The following is a 16,024-nucleotide window of genomic DNA, read 5'->3' as shown; positions in this document are numbered from 1 at the left end:
AACTCATCAAGGCGCGGGAATAAAATCCCATTCAGACGCCGGATAGATTCAAGCAAGCCAACTTGTCGTCAAAATCGGTGTTGCAAAAACGGGAGTGACCATAGATTCCGTTTTCTGAGACGACCCCGATCAGTATTACGTTATCCCACTCCAGCCCCTTGGAACCATGCAGTGTGGAAAGGATGAAGGGATCGCAGTCAGTAGCAGCCTCGCCTGGATTCAAGATAAGGTTTAAAAACGTGCGGGAATCGATCTTACTGGAGTCAAGTAGCTCCCCGATCCTCACGACCCCTCGTTGCTGGTCGTTCGATCCAGTGCGAGTTACACCCTCAGAGCCAACACTATCAATGAAACCCTCCATACTCAGGCGTCGTAACACATCGATAGCAGGCGTTTCCTCTCCGTCTTTCTGGCAGATAGTGGCGAGCCTGCCCAGCCGATCTTTTTGGTATTGTGCGCCCTCGAATAACTGACCTAGAGCAGACCATAGGTCGGCGTGCGGAGCCATCAATCCACTGAGCGCCGCTTTGAATTGCCCTTTCTGCCATCTAAAACCAGCCTCCTTCAGAAAGCCGTAAACAATCGCTTGTTTGTTGGGATGGTTTTCCAGTAGCCGCAGATCGCCGTACACAGACAGCAAGACGCCAACTACCAGTATCCCGATTTCGGTGCGGGTGTGTAATGCGCTTGAACCATTGAGGTAGCGATAAGGTAGCCCACACAGGCGTAAAGCAATTTCCGCCTCAGCAAGGTTCGCCTTAGTGCGGGACAATATGGCTTGTGTTCCACTGCTCACCGAGAGGTTTGATAGCACCTTGGATAGGCAGTTATCAAAGTGCAATCTGACCTCTGTTTTGGGGGTGCTAGGATGACTGACACAAAGCTTGGTCAGCTTTGTAGAGTTGCGCCGAATTACCGAGTTAGCCATCAAGGAAAGCTCATGGCCAAATCTGAACGTGCATGACAGTTGAAACACCTTCGTATTCGGGTAGTGCCTTTCAAACAGTCCGCCGATAAAGTCTGGTCGAGCACCACGCCACTCATAAATACACTGGTTAACATCACCAACAGCCATAACCGACGTATCCGACTTAGATAGCAAGCGGGTCATGTCATGCTGTATCAGGTTAACGTCCTGATATTCATCAACAATGATGTGCTTGAAGTGGGCACCAAGGCTGCTGTCATTACGCAACAGTGCGACAGCCTCAATCAAACAGTCATCAAAGGTTCGCAGACTGTTTTCCTCCAGCAGCTCACAATAGCGGCCATAGGCGTGAATAAACTCCCGTTTGATGTTGCTGAACGTTGGATCATTGGCAGCATCAACAGGAGTTACGGCCGCCGCCCGGCAGCGAGCAATAAACAGCTCGAAGTTTTCAATTTCATTGGGGTCAATATAATTCGCCTCATGGTCAAAGCCATAGCGGTAGGCTTGCTTTACCAGTTGCTCATAGCGGTAGTCGCTTGGAGTAATGAGGTCTTTCTTCTTGATTATCTGTTGGCGTTCTCCGTAACCAACAATCTTTAAGGCCAAGCTGTGGAACGTGCGGATTTCTGGAATCACGCTCGACATCAGTGCCGTCTTCAAGTTCTCCGTGAAGCTCACCTGCGCCGACTTGTTGTACATCAGGATCAGAATGGAGCGAGGATCAGTTCCCGTCTTGACCAGCCGCTCAACGCGCTTTACAAGTGTGGTTGTTTTCCCGCTACCAGGTACGGCTTTTACCAACGCATGTCCGGTGTCATGGCTGACAATACTTTTCTGCTCCCAAGTCAGTCTTTTGGTCATGCCTTAACCTTGTAATTGGCGCACTGACGGGCCTCGGTGTAGGGAACGATCTTTGCCTTACTGTGACATTGCAGATAGCCATCCTCCCATCGGCCTGCTTGCTCGCACATAATGCAGTTGGGAAATAGTGAATGAGGATCGGCGTGACGGATAAAAGCTCGTAAGTTATCAGCCAGCTCAGCGGCCCCTAACGATCTAGGCCATGTGTTCACGTCAGAATTGATTGTTAAATCCACTTCAGCGAGCGGCATCGTTTGTTCGTTGAGTCGGCCGGAACCACTTAAACTCCAGACAGACATATCCACGTTACCTACTGAGCAGACGCCGCTACAGGTGTCCACAGATTGAAACGGGGGAAGCCAGTTGAATACTCTCAGGATCTTCTCCTTGATCGAGTAGGCCCCGGTAAGCAACATCTGAATATCAGAGGCAGATTGGACCTTAAACTCAAGAATCGGGATACCGGCTTCGATCTTGTCTTGAGAGCAGGGGTGTGTGACACAAATCTCTACGTAGCAACGCCTTTCGCCAGTCGTATCATACAACATCACGTCTGGTCGCAGCCCTGTGACCTTATCGTGTTTTTCCAGCTCTGCCTGATCGAAAAATTGAGTCAAGTTGTAGCGTGCAGGCACGGATTTTACGCACTGACGTGCTTCGTCTCTAACCAAGGCTAAACGAGAACCATTACAGGCAACCCGGCGCTCCAGCTCAAGGCTAATAGGCATTTCACGGCTGAGAGCTTGTTGGTAGCGATAGAAGAATGCTTCTTTGCCGCACTTGTGAAGATAGGTTTCAAGGGCACAGCATTCTTCCGAATGGCGAAAGTGCTTAGCGTTGAACTCGCCCATTACCGGGGTCAGGGGGCTCTTACAACCTGGGCAGGTGTAAGTATGTGAGCGCAGGGCAGCGCCAATGTGCGTGAGGGTGCCCTCGCCGTCTAGCGCGTAAGCGTATTGTATTGAGCTGGATTGAGTTGTCATGACTGCGTATCCTCCCAAAAAAATCCAGCTAAGAACAGACCTTACGGCAGGCAAATGGTAAGTAGTGCTTCTTGAAGCAGTCGAGTGTACAGCGGCTCAGTGAAAAAGCTAATCGCCCGCTCAACAACCTAGTGATACTGGTGCAGATTCGACAATGAGTTAATGCCCGGAGAGCATCTGCAAGACTTCTAGCTGGAAGGCATTCCAACCAGCCCTCGCTTCTGAAAAGCCGTCAGGAAACGGTAAAATCCAACCAAGTGAGCAACTTCACTTGATCAAAGATCTAAGGCTAGAATGATGGAATTCCAACCTTAGTTTGCAAATAGCCTAAACATATAACTTCCTCTGAGGATTTAAAAGAATTCTCAGATGTCTTGAAAGCTACTTTTTAAACTTTCTCATTCTGAGAAGCATATTTAATTTTGCTGCGTCTGCTCGTGCTGCTGCTACAGAAAGGGCTTTATGCAGTGAAACTACCACGACAAACAAACAGAACATCGACCAGAATCCATCCATTTCGTTTACCTAATCGTTGAGGTTTTTATTCGGGATATCTGGCTAAATAGGACTACACAGATACCCAGTTAAACCCCCCGCTTACATAACACTCCGGTTCCTCACCAGACGTTTTATTCTATCGCGGTCTGTGGTTATCAGAAGCTGCATAAACCGGTTATTTAGTCCGTTACGCGAAAATTATTGAGGATCCGGGCTGTTAAACTGTTCTTCCTCTTTCGCTTCCGGAGAAAAGGGGAGGTGTCACCCTGCGGCCGGGTAGTGAAAGGGATTTGACGTAATTCAGGCGAAGGGCGAACAAGACCGCAAAGGACGCCCGGGCGACCGGATACCTGCCGGGTTGTGCGAAGTAAAAACCGGAAGCAGTGATAACACAAACAGGCCCCTACAGCGTAAGGATTGTGATGGACGATAAAGAGCAATTTACGAATCTTGTGGCAAAGCATGCCTCCGGACTCACCGAAGAGCAGCTGGCCGGTTACGATGCCTGTTCCCTGGATGGTGAATGCGTCACGCCTTCATACGAGGTTTTCCGGGGGTATCGTACCCGCCATACCCTGGATGAATTTCTGGAGATGGCCATATCGCTGAATGCCATCCACCCGGATGAATATTTAACGGATATGCTGCTTAAGCCTCATGAGGTGATCGGCGCTCTGGCCGATGAAGGCGACCAGCTGAACAACGCCACCCCGGTTTATTTCTTCCCGGATACCGGCGTCTATGCAGCGGCCGTCAGTGAAACCCGGGTGCTCGATGCCTGGCTTTGCTGGCCATGCTACCCGGCGAACTGGTAACGCGGCCGTTGGAATTGCACCGGCAGGATACGAATTTAACCGACCCCGTGGCGGGAAGGTTATCACAATTGCATGTCCTCATCCCTCAAGCCCCCTGCCAGGCCCTAACGTGCTGTCAGGCTTCGCCTGATTCCCGATCTGCGCCGGTACTTCAGCCGATAACTTTTTGTTTTCTTTTTATTTTCTCCCCATTTCCTCAAAGTTCGCGGGCGGCGTGGACAGGGCACCATTGCCGCATGTGGGGTCTTAATAAGGGCAGGGTGGTCAGGTTTGCTCGATGCCGGGGGTAGGCCCTACCCTTTATGGGATGAGGACATGCAATTCACTAAATTAATCGACAGCACCGGTGGTGACTTATCTGTAACGGGTCAGTTTTGATACGGGGAATGTTTCAGGGTTAAGATCTGGAATCATAAAAATATACGCTCCCGTTCAGGACATACGACTTGAAATGGATAATGCCATTAAAGGAATTCCAGCCTTTCGTCGATAACAGTTTCTGACCATCGCCATAACCATGTCATGGAGGAGACTAACCGTGTTTCAGAGGTGAGCTGGTGCCTGGCAAAACATACAAACTCAAATATCAGGAAGCGAGTTTAGTTGTTTATAACATGCAGCCGTGTAACTGATTAGGTACCGGCAAAAGGAGGAAATAATGTTTGAAAACTACGTTTGTAAAATCTATGTAAGCAATGATCCTCATTTTAGTAGCCATCTCGAAGCAACTGCGTTTGGTTTCGATAATGGTCAGCAGCAAAAGATTCTCACCGCAGCCCATGTTGTTACCAATGCTCTTGGAAAAATTTATCCCGTCAGCAATACACTTAAACTTTACGTCAAATTTCTTAACCATCAAGGACTGGTGAACGAAGAGCCTGTTCTAGTCGATTTCATTCTCAATGAGGCTAATGACAGGGCAGACTTTAAAGACGGCATTCCGTTTGTTGACAGTGCAGAAATCGTATTACCAGCTGGAATACAACAGCCTGTAAGTAGTTACTTTAAGGTCCTGGCTCCCGCAGCTGGCATGGGTACATTGGGTGTCGGATATCCAATGAATGAGACAACAATTTCGACATTCCCTGGTGAAGTTTCAGGCATTTGGCCTTTAAATTGCTCAAATCATTCTCCCCAACATCTCACAACTCGCTTTGTAATAGCACATTTCAACACCGATGGTTGCTCTGGTGGACCCTATGTCGTCTCCGAGAATGACGAGCATTTTGTCATTGGAAGTCTGGTTGGAATAATGTCTGGAACCTGCCCAGATTCAAATCCACACATGTCTGTTCAGTCCGCTACTGATTTTTAGCAAAGTCAGTTCCAAAATGACGCTGGCACGATAGTTATTTTGGGTCTGCCCGATATGGCGTCTGCCCTTACTAACAGCAACAGCATTGAAACTGACAAACATGAACTCGAAAGTGCCACAATAGTAAGTCATGATTTCTTCATCACTTTTATGGTGCTCTTTTTCACCTATCACACAGCAAGTTATGAATACGAGGCCTGTAATGGACGCTACCGAAACTGAAGAGCTCGAAAAAATTCGCAAGAAGGCAATGGATGAAGTTACAAGTGCTCTTCAGGCGCTTGAAAATAAGTTCCCGGGTATTACTGAGGGCGCAGCAGCTTTGGCGGGGTCAGGCGTAGGCGCAGCGGCTTCCTTCGGTGCTCTCTATACGCTTGGTACAACGGGAGTGTCAGCAGCAGGCATAACCTCCGGGCTCGCTACAGCAGGGTCTATCGTCGGTGGCGGTATGGTTGCAGGCATTGCGGTATTGGCCGCACCTGTAGCTGTGTTAGGGATTGGCGGGTACGCGATAGTGAAACACAAAAAAAATGCGAAACTGACAGCCGCCCTTAGTCAGGCCATCCAAAAGCTCTACGAAGTTCAGGAAAGGTTGATGTCGAATGCGGAATATTTTAAGGCAGAAATTGCTGGCATCAAGGCAACAATCGACATGCTTACTAAGAAAGCTCCAAAAGGTAGCCTGGTCGCGGTGAGGTAAACACATGAGTCAGTCTCCTTATGATGATGAGTTCAGGGCCATCCGTTATATTCAGCTCCGTGGTCAGGATATCGCGAACGCTCACGAGACAATTAACAGTGATATAGAGAGCCTTAAGGCACAGTTGACCGGGCTAATCAGCGGCACTGAACTTGATGAAGCGGAGCATCTGGCGCTTAAAGAACATCATCTGCGAGAAATGACCCCTTCAGATACTGCCATGCATTCTACTGGTCTCAAGACTATATATAGCGAGGCTAACCAGCGTGTATGCGGTGATATTGGACTGGCCACAATACTCTCCACGGATGACTTGGCTGTTGTAGATGCCCGGATCCAGAATCATATTAAAGAATTTAATGATCGCTACGCACTCGACGCCTGGGATTATGCTATTGCCTGCGGATGCGGGCTCATAGCATCCATGCTGGATTTACTTTGCGTCAGAGCCCCGCCAAAACCTACGGTGAGCTTTACGGCAGAAGTGGATGGTATTTTCAATAAACAGGTGCAGAAAGCCTTCAATGCCATTTTGCCGGAGGACCTGAGTACAAAACTCTCAGATTTGTTCCCTATAGGGGCACCAGACAGTTCGATCAGCAGCGATTTAGTGGGTGCGGCCGGTGGCGTTTTGTCTCCCACAAATCACCGCTTAAGAGCTTTGTCACACGATCCCGTACTGGGCATTATTTTCGGTATAAAGGATATGCTGAACGGGACCTGTACGGTGGTTCAGAATGGACAGATCGTGGTTTATCCTTCCAGTAAAGGCGTTACAGACGAAACCAATATTTTCAGGCTCATCGCCAGAATGTTTGGACACCTGGCATCGGATGTTAATGCCCCCTCAGCAAAAGGAAACCGTGGCATGGGGTTACCGGCTCCTTTTATGGGGCTACTTCGTATGCTTGAGGGGATCCCTGTGGGGAGTTCTAACTTCGGCAAACAAATAGAGTACATGTATGTCAACGGGTATGACTTTCGTCAGTTTATCGTGACAAGTATTCCGATGAGCATAATGGAAGTTTTGATGCGGGTTTTCTATGTGGCGAAACAGGTATCGCTGGGAAAAGGAGCTTTTGGGGAGACCTTACTGGATACCATGCCGTTGCGGCTAAATCCACGCTTCCGGATGATGCTTGCCCTGGGTTATGGAACTTCCAGTGCTGTTAACGCAGGTAAAATGTATATCACCGGCAATATTCTCAATGCGAATTACGCCTCCTGGATGGGGTTGGCCTGGAATGGTTTTCACTCACTCAAGTGGTCCCTTTATCAGCGACACTTAAAGCTTTGGGCCGGTATTGAAAAGGCAGAACTGGAACGGCTTCAGAACAATATAGACAGCATCGAGGCATTGACCATCAGAGCAGGAAACTTGCCAGTCAAGTAACATTCACCGGAGCACCTCCGGAACCCCATAGCCCACCAGCTGCTAAAAATGTCTGCCTTTGCTTTTAATACTCTCTCTGCCTCCTCCCCGAGGCAGAGAGTAGCTCGTAGTTATTTATACAGCTCACAACAGGGCCATAAGATACTCCGCTTCTCGTTTACCGATGATCCTGATCTGTCAGCTCTCTTACCGGATGCTGTACGAGCGTAACGGCTTATTATTGATAGTTCTCTCATATCAAACCTCATAAAGATTTATGCTGCCACTTAGTAACAGCCTAAAGGTTGTACTCTCTATTTAACAGCTTTTAGGCTGTTAATTTGATATTACAGCTTTTAGGGTGTATGTTTAGAAAACAGCGTACAAGGTGTATCAGAGGAACTACTGAGGCCAGCTTATGATCAATAATGATTACCCGTTAAACACGCTCAACCAGTTGCGTCCCTTGCTCATTGGTTTTCGCAAGGCGAATGGCCTGACGCAAAAAGACCTGTCCGAAAGGTTAGGGGTCACTCAACAGACATACTCACGTCTGGAAGCCAACCCTGCCAGTGCGAGCATTGAACGGCTATTCAAGGTGTTTTCTATCCTGGGCGTAAAAATCAGCTTCTCCTCGACAACCGCCTCTTCAGAGGGGAAGCAGACGGAAGAAATGCTTAAATCAAACTCACCTGCACGACAGGAGAAATGGTAACGATATGAGCCGGAAACAGCAGCGTCTGGCAATCTGGATGAACGGAATCAAAGTCGGATACTGGGAAAAAAGTAAAGGGGTAGACAGCTTACAATACCTTCCTGACTGGAGTGCAGACGAACAGGGAAGGCCGCTGTCATTGTCCCTTCCTTTTACTCCCGGGAACCAGGTCTGGCGTGGAAATGTGGTACGTGACTATTTTGATAATTTACTCCCGGACAGCGAAGGCATACGCAGACGTCTGGCAATGCGTTACAAGGCCGATAGCCTGGAGCCTTTTGATCTTCTGACGGAGCTGGGAAAAGACTGCGTGGGCGCGATACAGCTGCTTCATGACGGAGATGAACCCACAGATTTATATTCCGTGAAGTATCACCCGCTTACTGAATCAGAAATTGCGGCAACTTTGCGTAATACCACGGAGACATTGCTACCGGGCAGGCCAGAAGATAACGACGACTTACGTTTATCTATTGCCGGTGCTCAGGAGAAAACAGCCCTACTGTGGCATGAAGATCGGTGGTGTATGCCGGAGGGTAATACACCAACGACGCATATATTCAAGCTACCGCTCGGACTTGTGGGGAACATGAAAGCCGACATGCGCTCGTCGGTTGAAAATGAATGGCTCTGCTCGGTACTTCTCGAACAGTACGGGCTCCCCGTGGCAAGAACGCAGATTGCTCACTTTGAAGATCAGAAAGCGCTGGTGGTAGAACGTTTTGACCGAAAATGGTCAGGAAACGGACAATGGATCATTCGTTTACCCCAGGAGGATATGTGTCAGGCCCTGGGCATTTCGCCATTACGAAAATATCAGGCGGACGGCGGGCCAGGTATATCGGAAATTATGGAAGTTCTGAGTAATTCAGACCGTGCTGAGCGTGACAAAGCGCAGTTTTTTATGACGCAGATAGTTTTCTGGATGATGGCCGCAACAGATGGCCACGCTAAAAATTTCAGTATTTCTATTGGGCCACAGGGACGTTATCACCTTACACCACTCTATGATGTGTTGTCGGCATGGCCGGTGATCGGTCATGGGAACAATCAGATATCCTGGCAGAAGTGCAAACTGGCGATGGCCGTACGTGGCAGTAGCAACTATTACCAGATATATCGAATACAACGACGCCACTGGATCAGGCATGGTGAGATAACCGGCCTGAGTAAACAGCAGACAGAGGCGATGATAGAGGAAATCATCGCCAGAACCCCGGGTGTCATTGAACGTGTTAGCGGGCTTCTTCCGGACCAGTTCCCCCAGCAGCTTGCGGAAAGTATTTTTGATGGAATGAGGCAGCAATGCAGGCGCCTGGCTGAGAAATGACAGCCGCAATTTATAGTGTGCATGTTTTCAGAATAGCTGATGTAAGCGTGAGGATTCAGTATGACTGAAGAACAAAAAAGAATAGAGCGGGCTATTGAGTTGGCTTGTCGTTACGGCGGAACCGATGAAATGCATCATCTGCAATGGGTCGTGGATCAGATGGTAAGAGAACTTGCTGGAGAACGTTATGCACAGATTGTAGCAGATGCCACCAGCGGAGAAGATGGGCCTGATACTTACAAATGGAGTGTTGGGATCGCGCCTTAGCATCTGTCAGTCTGGGGATGAAAACGTACTTAACATCCAGCGAATTCCCAGACTTCACATTAAGACTAGAGTAACGGCCGCAATCACGTGAGAGAAAAAAATGGCAATTTTAGCAATCATTGCAGTTATCGCCCTGGGTGGGTACGCCTGCGGGTTTATTAAAGCCCGTGAGCTGAGCGCTTTGCGTAAAGAAATGAAACTATACGTGGATCGCATGGAAGCGGCGGAGCTGGACTTACACGCAATCAGAAGTGTAGCGGAGCACCGGTTGCACGGTGCAGGTAAACAGTTTGCCGACCTTTACAGCCGTATCGACGGTGCAACTGTGACGCTGACACCCGAAGATCAGCTGTTACTGGCAACGATGCCATTTAATATTCAGGATGTAGAAGACATCGTAAACGAGCGCGGTCCAAAGACAATTAGCGGCCGTCCATTCTGGGAAGTTGAGCCAGGCCCGCATGACTATGAATATGGCCCGCAATATCCGTATTTCCCAGACCAGCGCTAGGAAGAGATCAAGATGAGAGAGCCAAGACCCCGCCATACCTTGCAGGTCATTCGAGTGCCTTCTCTGGAGGTTCAGGATCTGGGGCTGACCAGCTTTGATAGCTGGCTTGACGAGAACGGTTATGACAAAACGAATGCCAGAAATAACCGTACCATCTGGGCGAGAGAAGGCGGATGGCATCTGAAACGTTGCAGAAATCTGGAAACTGGCACGGACGATTTCTGGTTTATCGCTTTCGATGGTAAAGGCGGAAAGATATACCCGCTGAAAACCCAAAGAGACTACCGGGCTGCATATCGTAAGCTGGAAGCAGAAGGTTATGCACCTGCGGTCATCGAGCAAATGACCACAGGCGCAGCATATAACCTGGCCTATCCACGTTCCACCCTAAAACAAGCTGAGACGGCCACCAGCGAACCAAAGCGGAAACCTGACGTAGATATCCAGGGTGAGCACTGCGAGCGCGTAGTGACGCAACGTAGTGGCGTGGCACAGGGTAAATTTAAAGCTCTGCTCATCGAGAATTTCGCGGGCCGTTGTGCGGTAACCGGTTGGGTTAATGGCGGTGTCCTGGATGCGGCACACATTGAACATGGAACCCGGTACAATCCGTCTAATGGCATCCTGATGACTCCAACAATGCATGCTCTGTTTGATGCCGATCTTATGGGCATAGATCCGGCCACCCTGACCGTTCATTTTAAGCCAGGCATTGAGCTGGGCGAGCTGTTTGAAGGCCGTAAAATCACACCGCTGGTGTACGATCTGGACTTAGAGCGGCTGGCCGTACGCTGGGCAGGATACCAGGGCCTGGCTCATGAACAATGATGGGTTACAGCCGGGATGTGTGAAAACCCGTCAGTGAAACCTGCATGCGCCATACCTTTAAATTTAAACTCAAGAGCCAGGCTCAAGATAAAACCGAAATGAAAAGGTAAAATCCGGTGCACCAGATCTCTTAGGTTTAATACCTGAGCCGGTATACTGGCAGGCGCAGGCATGTGGGTATTATCCAGTCCATACATCTCCACACAGTGTTAACCGCAACATTTAAAGTTCAATAAGGACGGTTTCAATTTTATGTATAAAACAGCATTAGTGATGATTATCGGGATCCTCGGATGCAGTAAAGCATTTGCAGCCACTGAATTACAGCTCCAGCAAAAACGCGTTATGCAGTTCTGTGCCAACGCCAGTCTTCCATTGTTAGTTGCGGGTACAACGTACGCGAATACGTCTGACAACGGGCGACCAGAAAAAGAAAGATTGGCAATCCTGAAAAATTCAGTTGCAAGCTCGACAGCTTATAAAATGGCATCTCCCGGAGTTCAGATTGCCATGATGAGCGTGGTGGAAGATATTGCCGATCCGAAAGAATTAGCTCTACATCAAAAAGAAGTTAGACGTCTTGGGGCTAGTTATCTTTCCGACAGCGGTGTTTCATGGGCTTCAAAAACTGTTTCACCATTTACAGCCTGGTGTAACTTTAACCGTTTAGAAAGTTAAGGCTGGCAAGGCGGTTCCTGTTCAGGAAAGTTACTTTCCGTGCGGGGACCGTAAGATACAGATAAAGCTTAAGGCCTTTGAATTTCTGGAAAGCATTTGAAAATTTCATTGCGCTTGTCTGATATGAAACAGCCCCTGCATTTCTGCAAAGGCTGAAAGAGTGTGTACGGACTTTGGAAGGAGTGATGATATACGCCTGAGCCATCCCATCACCGCAGACAGGGTAATTAACCCTGACTAAAGCTTTCACCTATTCCGTCGCTCGCAAGCGGCTTTCGCACACTAACGAAGGTATGGCCTTTCGTCGGTGTTAAATTTTTCAAACTTTGCTTACTTTGTCAAGGAAGGTGACCGCAGTAGTAGGCACAACTACTTTAATCTGTATGAATAATAAGGTAGAACCGGCCAGTGAATGAATGCTTTCCCTGAAATCAGGCGGACAACCTTCAGGAATATTGATAGCAAGACTGAATCTCTCGCTGCGGCGATAAACATTTCGCCATAACCCTGAACGAGAGTGGTTCATCCATCATATACAGGAGCGTTACATGCGCAAATTTAAGTACATAATCTGTCACCAGTGCGAAGGCCACGGGACCATGGAAAACCCGGCCTTTGAAAATGGATTCACCCAATCAGAAATGGCTGAGTGGGAGCCAGAAATGCGTGAAAAGTATTTTGCCGGAGCATTTGATGTTCGCTGTGACGTTTGTGCCGGTGACGGTAAGCTCAGCGTACCAAACGTAGCGGCTATGTCTTTTTCAGAACGACGGGTTCTGGCAGCACGGCGGCGTGATGAGCGTCTTCAGGCTGCTGATGAACGGCTGTCCCGCCAGGAACGAGCAATGGGGTACTGAGGTGTTACAGCAAAGATGAAAATGACGAAGCCAAAACCGGTAAGCCGGATGAAAAGACCGTTTATTAGTGAGCTTGCAGAGCTGGGTTTATCGGGTGAAATTCTTTCAATTCGAACTGACGGCATGCAGGGGACGCTCATACCCGATCTTACCGCAGGGGTGAGTGAAGCAGGCCGTGTGAAAACCGGCAACTGGGTAATCTCTGACAAGAGAACCTTCGACCATGTCGTTCTGTGTGTTGAAAGACAAGATGAGAACCATGATGTGTACGTAGGTAAATTCATCCAGTTACATGTAGCCGCTAATAAGAGCCTTAAGATCGTCGAAATGGGCGATGTGAAACTGGTGGCCATAACCAGCTCGATTCCTACCACTTTTAATGGTGGGATAAAGAGATACAAAGGGGTTACGTATGTGTCACTTTCCCAAACAGCTCAAACCACTATCGACTTCCCGAAGCGTATCTACAAAGAGGGCCAGGAATGTACTTCTGTCACCAGTCCTGACCAAGGTCCTTTCGCCCGGGATGTTAGGTTGAATTGCTACGGGCGATGTGTTGTCACCGGCGTAAGGTCCCCCTGGCGTACTGAGGCCGCGCACTTAACGCCACGTCATGAAGAAGGCATTCCCGACGTAACGAACGGAATTTTACTTCGCCGTGATATCCATACACTGTTCGACAATGACCATTGCGCCATAAACCCTGACACTATGAAAATTTACTTCAGCCGGGAGGCCCGGGAGTTGGATGATGATCTCCTGAAATGGCATGGGAATGAGATAGAGACGACACGCATGCAGGTTCCGGTTAACATCGAAAACCTTCGGATACGATGGCAAAAATTTAAGGCTAAGGATCGTCAGCGTAAATAAAGCCATAAGCTGAACCACGGCGAGGATTAGTCTTGTTCACTAAATGACAGCGAGAGATTAAATGCAAACCCAAAAAGATATTACAGTTGGCCAGATCTGGGAAGAAGTGGATCCAAGACTGATCCGGAAAGTGCGAGTTGTTGAGGTGGCCTCGTTAGAAGGGCCCAAAGGCATCCTAATCGAAAACGTGGAGTCTGGTCGTAAGAACTGGGCGTCGTCATCCCGCTTTAATGGAAAGCGTGGAGGGTATCGTCTTATTTCCTGAAGGTTTTGCCAATATGGGAAACTGAAGAGGTTGAAACCATCCCGGTGAGGGAGCATATCTGGTAAAGAAGAGTCTTTAAAAAGGTTTTACGCGACCTGGGATAATAAACGGGAAAACGATACCCAAAAAAAGAATACAGCGATGATAACGATAAGGAATGGTAAGGGCTTCAATATTTTGAGAAATGACCTGGCTTCCTTTGCATCTGCATTTCTAATCAAACTGTCCACATAGGGATCACAGCTCTTAGGTTCTGAATTTTTCATATGTTCTGTACCTGAAATTGATTCCGTATGAGAAAAGGCCACCGAAGTGGCCTCTATCAAAACTGGTGGCAAAAGTTAGATCAGGAAATCATCAAGACTTTTACCGGCTGCAATTTGTTCTGCCAGAGCTTTGGGGGTACGGCCCTGTCCAGTCCACGTTTTTGTTTCGCCATTTTCATCAGTAAATGAGTATTTGGCCGGGCGTGGTTCACGGCTTTTCTTGGTAGCCGTAGATTTGGCCTGGAATGAGCCAAGCAGCTCTTCCGGGTTGATACCATCTTCTTCCATTAACTTACGCAGGGCGTCAAGTTTCTCCTGACGAGCTTGCAGTTCGGCAGCTTTGGATGATTCTTCCTGACGACGCTCATCAACAATGACATTAAGCTTTTCGAGGATTTCCTCAAGTACTTCTAAAGGCAGCTCGCGGCCCTGGGCGCGAAGAGTACGAATATTGTTTAACGATTTGAGTGCTTCAGACATACGACCTCACTTTCTAATTCTTTGATAAGGATTTACTTAATCATAATACACTCTATAAGGAAAAAGATGCCAGCTTTATGTCTTCAGGTACAAAGATATCTTGCTAAGAATACTCCTTATCTTCCTTGTGCAGACTGTTTCGTGCTTTCGATGTTGTTCATGAGTCTTAAAATCTGCTCACTGTTTAGGGTACTCATGCTGTAAATCATCAAGAAGGAAGCGCAGAACAACATAAGCAATCGGAAAAGGAAACCATGCCAGTGACAGGCCATATATGGCGGAGATAAACATAGGGTAATTTAACTCACTTACAAAATTCGCTTCATTGTATTGTTGAATCGAAATGGCAGAAGCAAAAATTATAATTAAAGTAAGAAAAATCCACTCTAGCCATCTCTTTTTATAACAAGCATAAGCGAAAGCTGTAGGGTAAAAAATAAAGCAAAAAATTCCAGCTGCAATTACGTTCATAAAAGTAACTTTCCTGATAGCGCAGTTATTTTTCGAATGCAGCATCATGAACAACTGCCATAACATTGATGATTGGCTTTCTTTTTCTGAAGAACCTTCCGCGCGGCAAAGTTTCTCCCGCTTTGAGACGATAAAGCCAGAAAACATAAGCCGGAGGAACATTGCTGTCAAAAATATCTGAACAAGTTTGAACTGTGATGCCTACTGTATTGTCTTTCCTCATCTCTTTAAAAGTGCCTTGCAATGCAGCGGATAACGTCATTTTTAAGAAACCTTTTTCTGTTTGAACGGATAGACTTGACTTAGCTGGCTTGACTGTAATGTTTGCCACTAAAGATCCCTCGTTCTGAGGATGCAGGCACTACAAAGTTACCGTCAGGTCTAATCATACGAGTTTGGATGAAATTTTTGCCGGATTTGGTTTTTTCAACCTGGTGCTCGATCTTCCATTCTTCTTTGACGGGACCGGATGACAAATGAACTAGAACCGGTACTTTTTTACGTGTTCTATCCAGAACAATACAATTTGATTTATCCGTATCAACGCTTCCCTGAAGAGTATTCAAAGAGCAATTATCATATCCCTCAACCGGAACTGCATTACCTTGGATATCAATTTTGAATCCTCCAGCTATTACAATTTCGGGTGCATTATCATTTAAAGTCTCGTCATAGGCAGCATCAACTACATCGCAAGCAGTAAGAGTAAGTGACGATGCCACAGCAAGACACAATAAAGAAAATCTGTTTTTGAGCATATTTGAGACCTTTTATAAAAATAAAATAACAGGAGAATTGTATCATTAACAGTCTAGTTCTAACGACTACCACTTTTAAGTATGTATTGAGCCAGTTTTATATTCAGGCACACCATATTGCACTCTAGGGAAGGTGCGAATAAGCAGGTCATTTCTTCCCAAGCTGACTCGCTGATTAAAATTTCGCGGATCTGGGCCGATTTTTTTCCCGCAAACACATCGAATCAGCCTATTTAGGCTATTTTTTCCA

18 protein-coding genes are annotated in these 16,024 nt (G+C 47.6%); 12 read left to right on the top strand and 6 right to left on the bottom strand.

Annotated features, from left to right (window positions below; genetic code table 11):
- Positions 1–31 precede the first annotated feature (31 nt).
- Both LLF79_RS26325 and LLF79_RS26320 read right to left on the bottom strand, forming a co-directional pair.
- Positions 32–1,792, bottom strand: a complete 1,761-nt coding sequence (locus LLF79_RS26325; protein WP_031942310.1) for an ATP-dependent helicase — start codon at positions 1,790–1,792, stop codon at positions 32–34.
- Entirely contained in the window at positions 1,789–2,775 is a 987-nt protein-coding gene (locus LLF79_RS26320; protein ID WP_000211823.1) for a hypothetical protein, read from the bottom strand. The genes LLF79_RS26325 and LLF79_RS26320 overlap by 4 nt, the downstream gene beginning before the upstream one ends.
- 920 nt (positions 2,776–3,695) lie before the next feature.
- On the opposite strand from LLF79_RS26320, the gene LLF79_RS26315 reads away from it, so the two are divergent.
- The 12 genes from LLF79_RS26315 (at position 3,696) to LLF79_RS26260 (ending at position 13,534) form a co-directional block, all read left to right on the top strand.
- On the top strand, positions 3,696–4,088 hold the full coding sequence (locus LLF79_RS26315) for a hypothetical protein (protein WP_000341066.1): 393 nt from the start codon (positions 3,696–3,698) through the stop codon (positions 4,086–4,088).
- A gap of 658 nt (positions 4,089–4,746) precedes the next feature.
- Positions 4,747–5,403, top strand: a complete 657-nt coding sequence (locus LLF79_RS26310; protein ID WP_000462754.1) for a trypsin-like serine protease — start codon at positions 4,747–4,749, stop codon at positions 5,401–5,403.
- Positions 5,404–5,605: 202 nt separating this feature from the next.
- Positions 5,606–6,103: a membrane protein gene (locus LLF79_RS26305; protein ID WP_000340139.1), complete on the top strand. Its 498-nt coding sequence runs from the start codon at positions 5,606–5,608 to the stop codon at positions 6,101–6,103.
- A gap of 4 nt (positions 6,104–6,107) precedes the next feature.
- Positions 6,108–7,496, top strand: a complete 1,389-nt coding sequence (locus LLF79_RS26300) for a hypothetical protein (protein ID WP_000083579.1) — start codon at positions 6,108–6,110, stop codon at positions 7,494–7,496.
- 400 nt (positions 7,497–7,896) lie between these two features.
- Positions 7,897–8,190 (top strand): helix-turn-helix transcriptional regulator, encoded by a 294-nt coding sequence (locus LLF79_RS26295; RefSeq protein WP_012477377.1) that lies wholly within the window; start codon positions 7,897–7,899, stop codon positions 8,188–8,190.
- Positions 8,191–8,194: 4 nt separating this feature from the next.
- On the top strand, positions 8,195–9,520 hold the full coding sequence (locus LLF79_RS26290) for a type II toxin-antitoxin system HipA family toxin (RefSeq protein ID WP_000088044.1): 1,326 nt from the start codon (positions 8,195–8,197) through the stop codon (positions 9,518–9,520).
- Between the two features lie 60 nt (positions 9,521–9,580).
- A complete protein-coding gene (locus LLF79_RS26285) occupies positions 9,581–9,787 on the top strand; it encodes a hypothetical protein (RefSeq protein ID WP_000134171.1) in 207 nt (68 codons plus the stop codon).
- A 100-nt stretch (positions 9,788–9,887) separates the two neighbouring features.
- Positions 9,888–10,298, top strand: a complete 411-nt coding sequence (locus tag LLF79_RS26280) for a hypothetical protein (RefSeq protein WP_000985909.1) — start codon at positions 9,888–9,890, stop codon at positions 10,296–10,298.
- A 12-nt stretch (positions 10,299–10,310) separates the two neighbouring features.
- Positions 10,311–11,126 carry an HNH endonuclease signature motif containing protein gene (locus LLF79_RS26275; RefSeq protein ID WP_001641519.1) on the top strand — a complete coding sequence of 272 codons (816 nt, stop codon included), beginning with the start codon at positions 10,311–10,313 and terminating at the stop codon, positions 11,124–11,126.
- Positions 11,127–11,378: 252 nt separating this feature from the next.
- On the top strand, positions 11,379–11,804 hold the full coding sequence (locus LLF79_RS26270; protein WP_000278471.1) for a hypothetical protein: 426 nt from the start codon (positions 11,379–11,381) through the stop codon (positions 11,802–11,804).
- A gap of 548 nt (positions 11,805–12,352) precedes the next feature.
- Positions 12,353–12,661: a hypothetical protein gene (locus LLF79_RS26265; RefSeq protein WP_001224686.1), complete on the top strand. Its 309-nt coding sequence runs from the start codon at positions 12,353–12,355 to the stop codon at positions 12,659–12,661.
- Positions 12,662–12,676: 15 nt separating this feature from the next.
- On the top strand, positions 12,677–13,534 hold the full coding sequence (locus tag LLF79_RS26260; RefSeq protein ID WP_000784387.1) for an HNH endonuclease signature motif containing protein: 858 nt from the start codon (positions 12,677–12,679) through the stop codon (positions 13,532–13,534).
- A gap of 606 nt (positions 13,535–14,140) precedes the next feature.
- Here LLF79_RS26260 and LLF79_RS26255 read toward each other — a convergent pair.
- From LLF79_RS26255 to LLF79_RS26240, 4 genes are all read right to left on the bottom strand, one after another.
- Entirely contained in the window at positions 14,141–14,545 is a 405-nt protein-coding gene (locus LLF79_RS26255) for an H-NS family nucleoid-associated regulatory protein (RefSeq protein WP_001287391.1), read from the bottom strand.
- Positions 14,546–14,722: 177 nt separating this feature from the next.
- Positions 14,723–15,016 carry a hypothetical protein gene (locus tag LLF79_RS26250; RefSeq protein WP_001100635.1) on the bottom strand — a complete coding sequence of 98 codons (294 nt, stop codon included), beginning with the start codon at positions 15,014–15,016 and terminating at the stop codon, positions 14,723–14,725.
- 25 nt (positions 15,017–15,041) lie between these two features.
- Positions 15,042–15,347 (bottom strand): hypothetical protein, encoded by a 306-nt coding sequence (locus tag LLF79_RS26245; RefSeq protein WP_223152485.1) that lies wholly within the window; start codon positions 15,345–15,347, stop codon positions 15,042–15,044.
- The gene (locus LLF79_RS26240) at positions 15,319–15,774 is read right to left on the bottom strand and encodes a hypothetical protein (protein ID WP_000916941.1); all 456 of its coding nucleotides are present in this window, start codon (positions 15,772–15,774) and stop codon (positions 15,319–15,321) included. Before LLF79_RS26240 ends, LLF79_RS26245 begins: the two co-directional genes overlap by 29 nt.
- Between the last annotated feature and the right edge of the window lie 250 nt (positions 15,775–16,024).

The sequence above is a fragment of the Enterobacter cloacae complex sp. 2021EL-01169 genome (assembly GCF_020733125.1).
GTDB lineage: Bacteria > Pseudomonadota > Gammaproteobacteria > Enterobacterales > Enterobacteriaceae > Enterobacter > Enterobacter roggenkampii.
The sequence above is the reverse complement of the archived record's forward strand: the minus strand, read 5'-3'. Positions and strand labels throughout refer to the sequence as shown.

What these genes read in the sequence shown, in the direction of transcription:
- LLF79_RS26325 (WP_031942310.1), bottom strand. Translation starts at nt 1,792, where the DNA reads ATGACCAAAAGACTGACTTGGGAGCAGAAAAGTATTGTCAGCCATGAC.
- LLF79_RS26320 (WP_000211823.1), bottom strand. Translation starts at nt 2,775, where the DNA reads ATGACAACTCAATCCAGCTCAATACAATACGCTTACGCGCTAGACGGC.
- LLF79_RS26315 (WP_000341066.1), top strand. Translation starts at nt 3,696, where the DNA reads ATGGACGATAAAGAGCAATTTACGAATCTTGTGGCAAAGCATGCCTCC.
- LLF79_RS26310 (WP_000462754.1), top strand. Translation starts at nt 4,747, where the DNA reads ATGTTTGAAAACTACGTTTGTAAAATCTATGTAAGCAATGATCCTCAT.
- LLF79_RS26305 (WP_000340139.1), top strand. Translation starts at nt 5,606, where the DNA reads ATGGACGCTACCGAAACTGAAGAGCTCGAAAAAATTCGCAAGAAGGCA.
- LLF79_RS26300 (WP_000083579.1), top strand. Translation starts at nt 6,108, where the DNA reads ATGAGTCAGTCTCCTTATGATGATGAGTTCAGGGCCATCCGTTATATT.
- LLF79_RS26290 (WP_000088044.1), top strand. Translation starts at nt 8,195, where the DNA reads ATGAGCCGGAAACAGCAGCGTCTGGCAATCTGGATGAACGGAATCAAA.
- LLF79_RS26285 (WP_000134171.1), top strand. Translation starts at nt 9,581, where the DNA reads ATGACTGAAGAACAAAAAAGAATAGAGCGGGCTATTGAGTTGGCTTGT.
- LLF79_RS26280 (WP_000985909.1), top strand. Translation starts at nt 9,888, where the DNA reads ATGGCAATTTTAGCAATCATTGCAGTTATCGCCCTGGGTGGGTACGCC.
- LLF79_RS26275 (WP_001641519.1), top strand. Translation starts at nt 10,311, where the DNA reads ATGAGAGAGCCAAGACCCCGCCATACCTTGCAGGTCATTCGAGTGCCT.
- LLF79_RS26270 (WP_000278471.1), top strand. Translation starts at nt 11,379, where the DNA reads ATGTATAAAACAGCATTAGTGATGATTATCGGGATCCTCGGATGCAGT.
- LLF79_RS26265 (WP_001224686.1), top strand. Translation starts at nt 12,353, where the DNA reads ATGCGCAAATTTAAGTACATAATCTGTCACCAGTGCGAAGGCCACGGG.
- LLF79_RS26260 (WP_000784387.1), top strand. Translation starts at nt 12,677, where the DNA reads ATGAAAATGACGAAGCCAAAACCGGTAAGCCGGATGAAAAGACCGTTT.
- LLF79_RS26255 (WP_001287391.1), bottom strand. Translation starts at nt 14,545, where the DNA reads ATGTCTGAAGCACTCAAATCGTTAAACAATATTCGTACTCTTCGCGCC.
- LLF79_RS26250 (WP_001100635.1), bottom strand. Translation starts at nt 15,016, where the DNA reads ATGAACGTAATTGCAGCTGGAATTTTTTGCTTTATTTTTTACCCTACA.
- LLF79_RS26240 (WP_000916941.1), bottom strand. Translation starts at nt 15,774, where the DNA reads ATGCTCAAAAACAGATTTTCTTTATTGTGTCTTGCTGTGGCATCGTCA.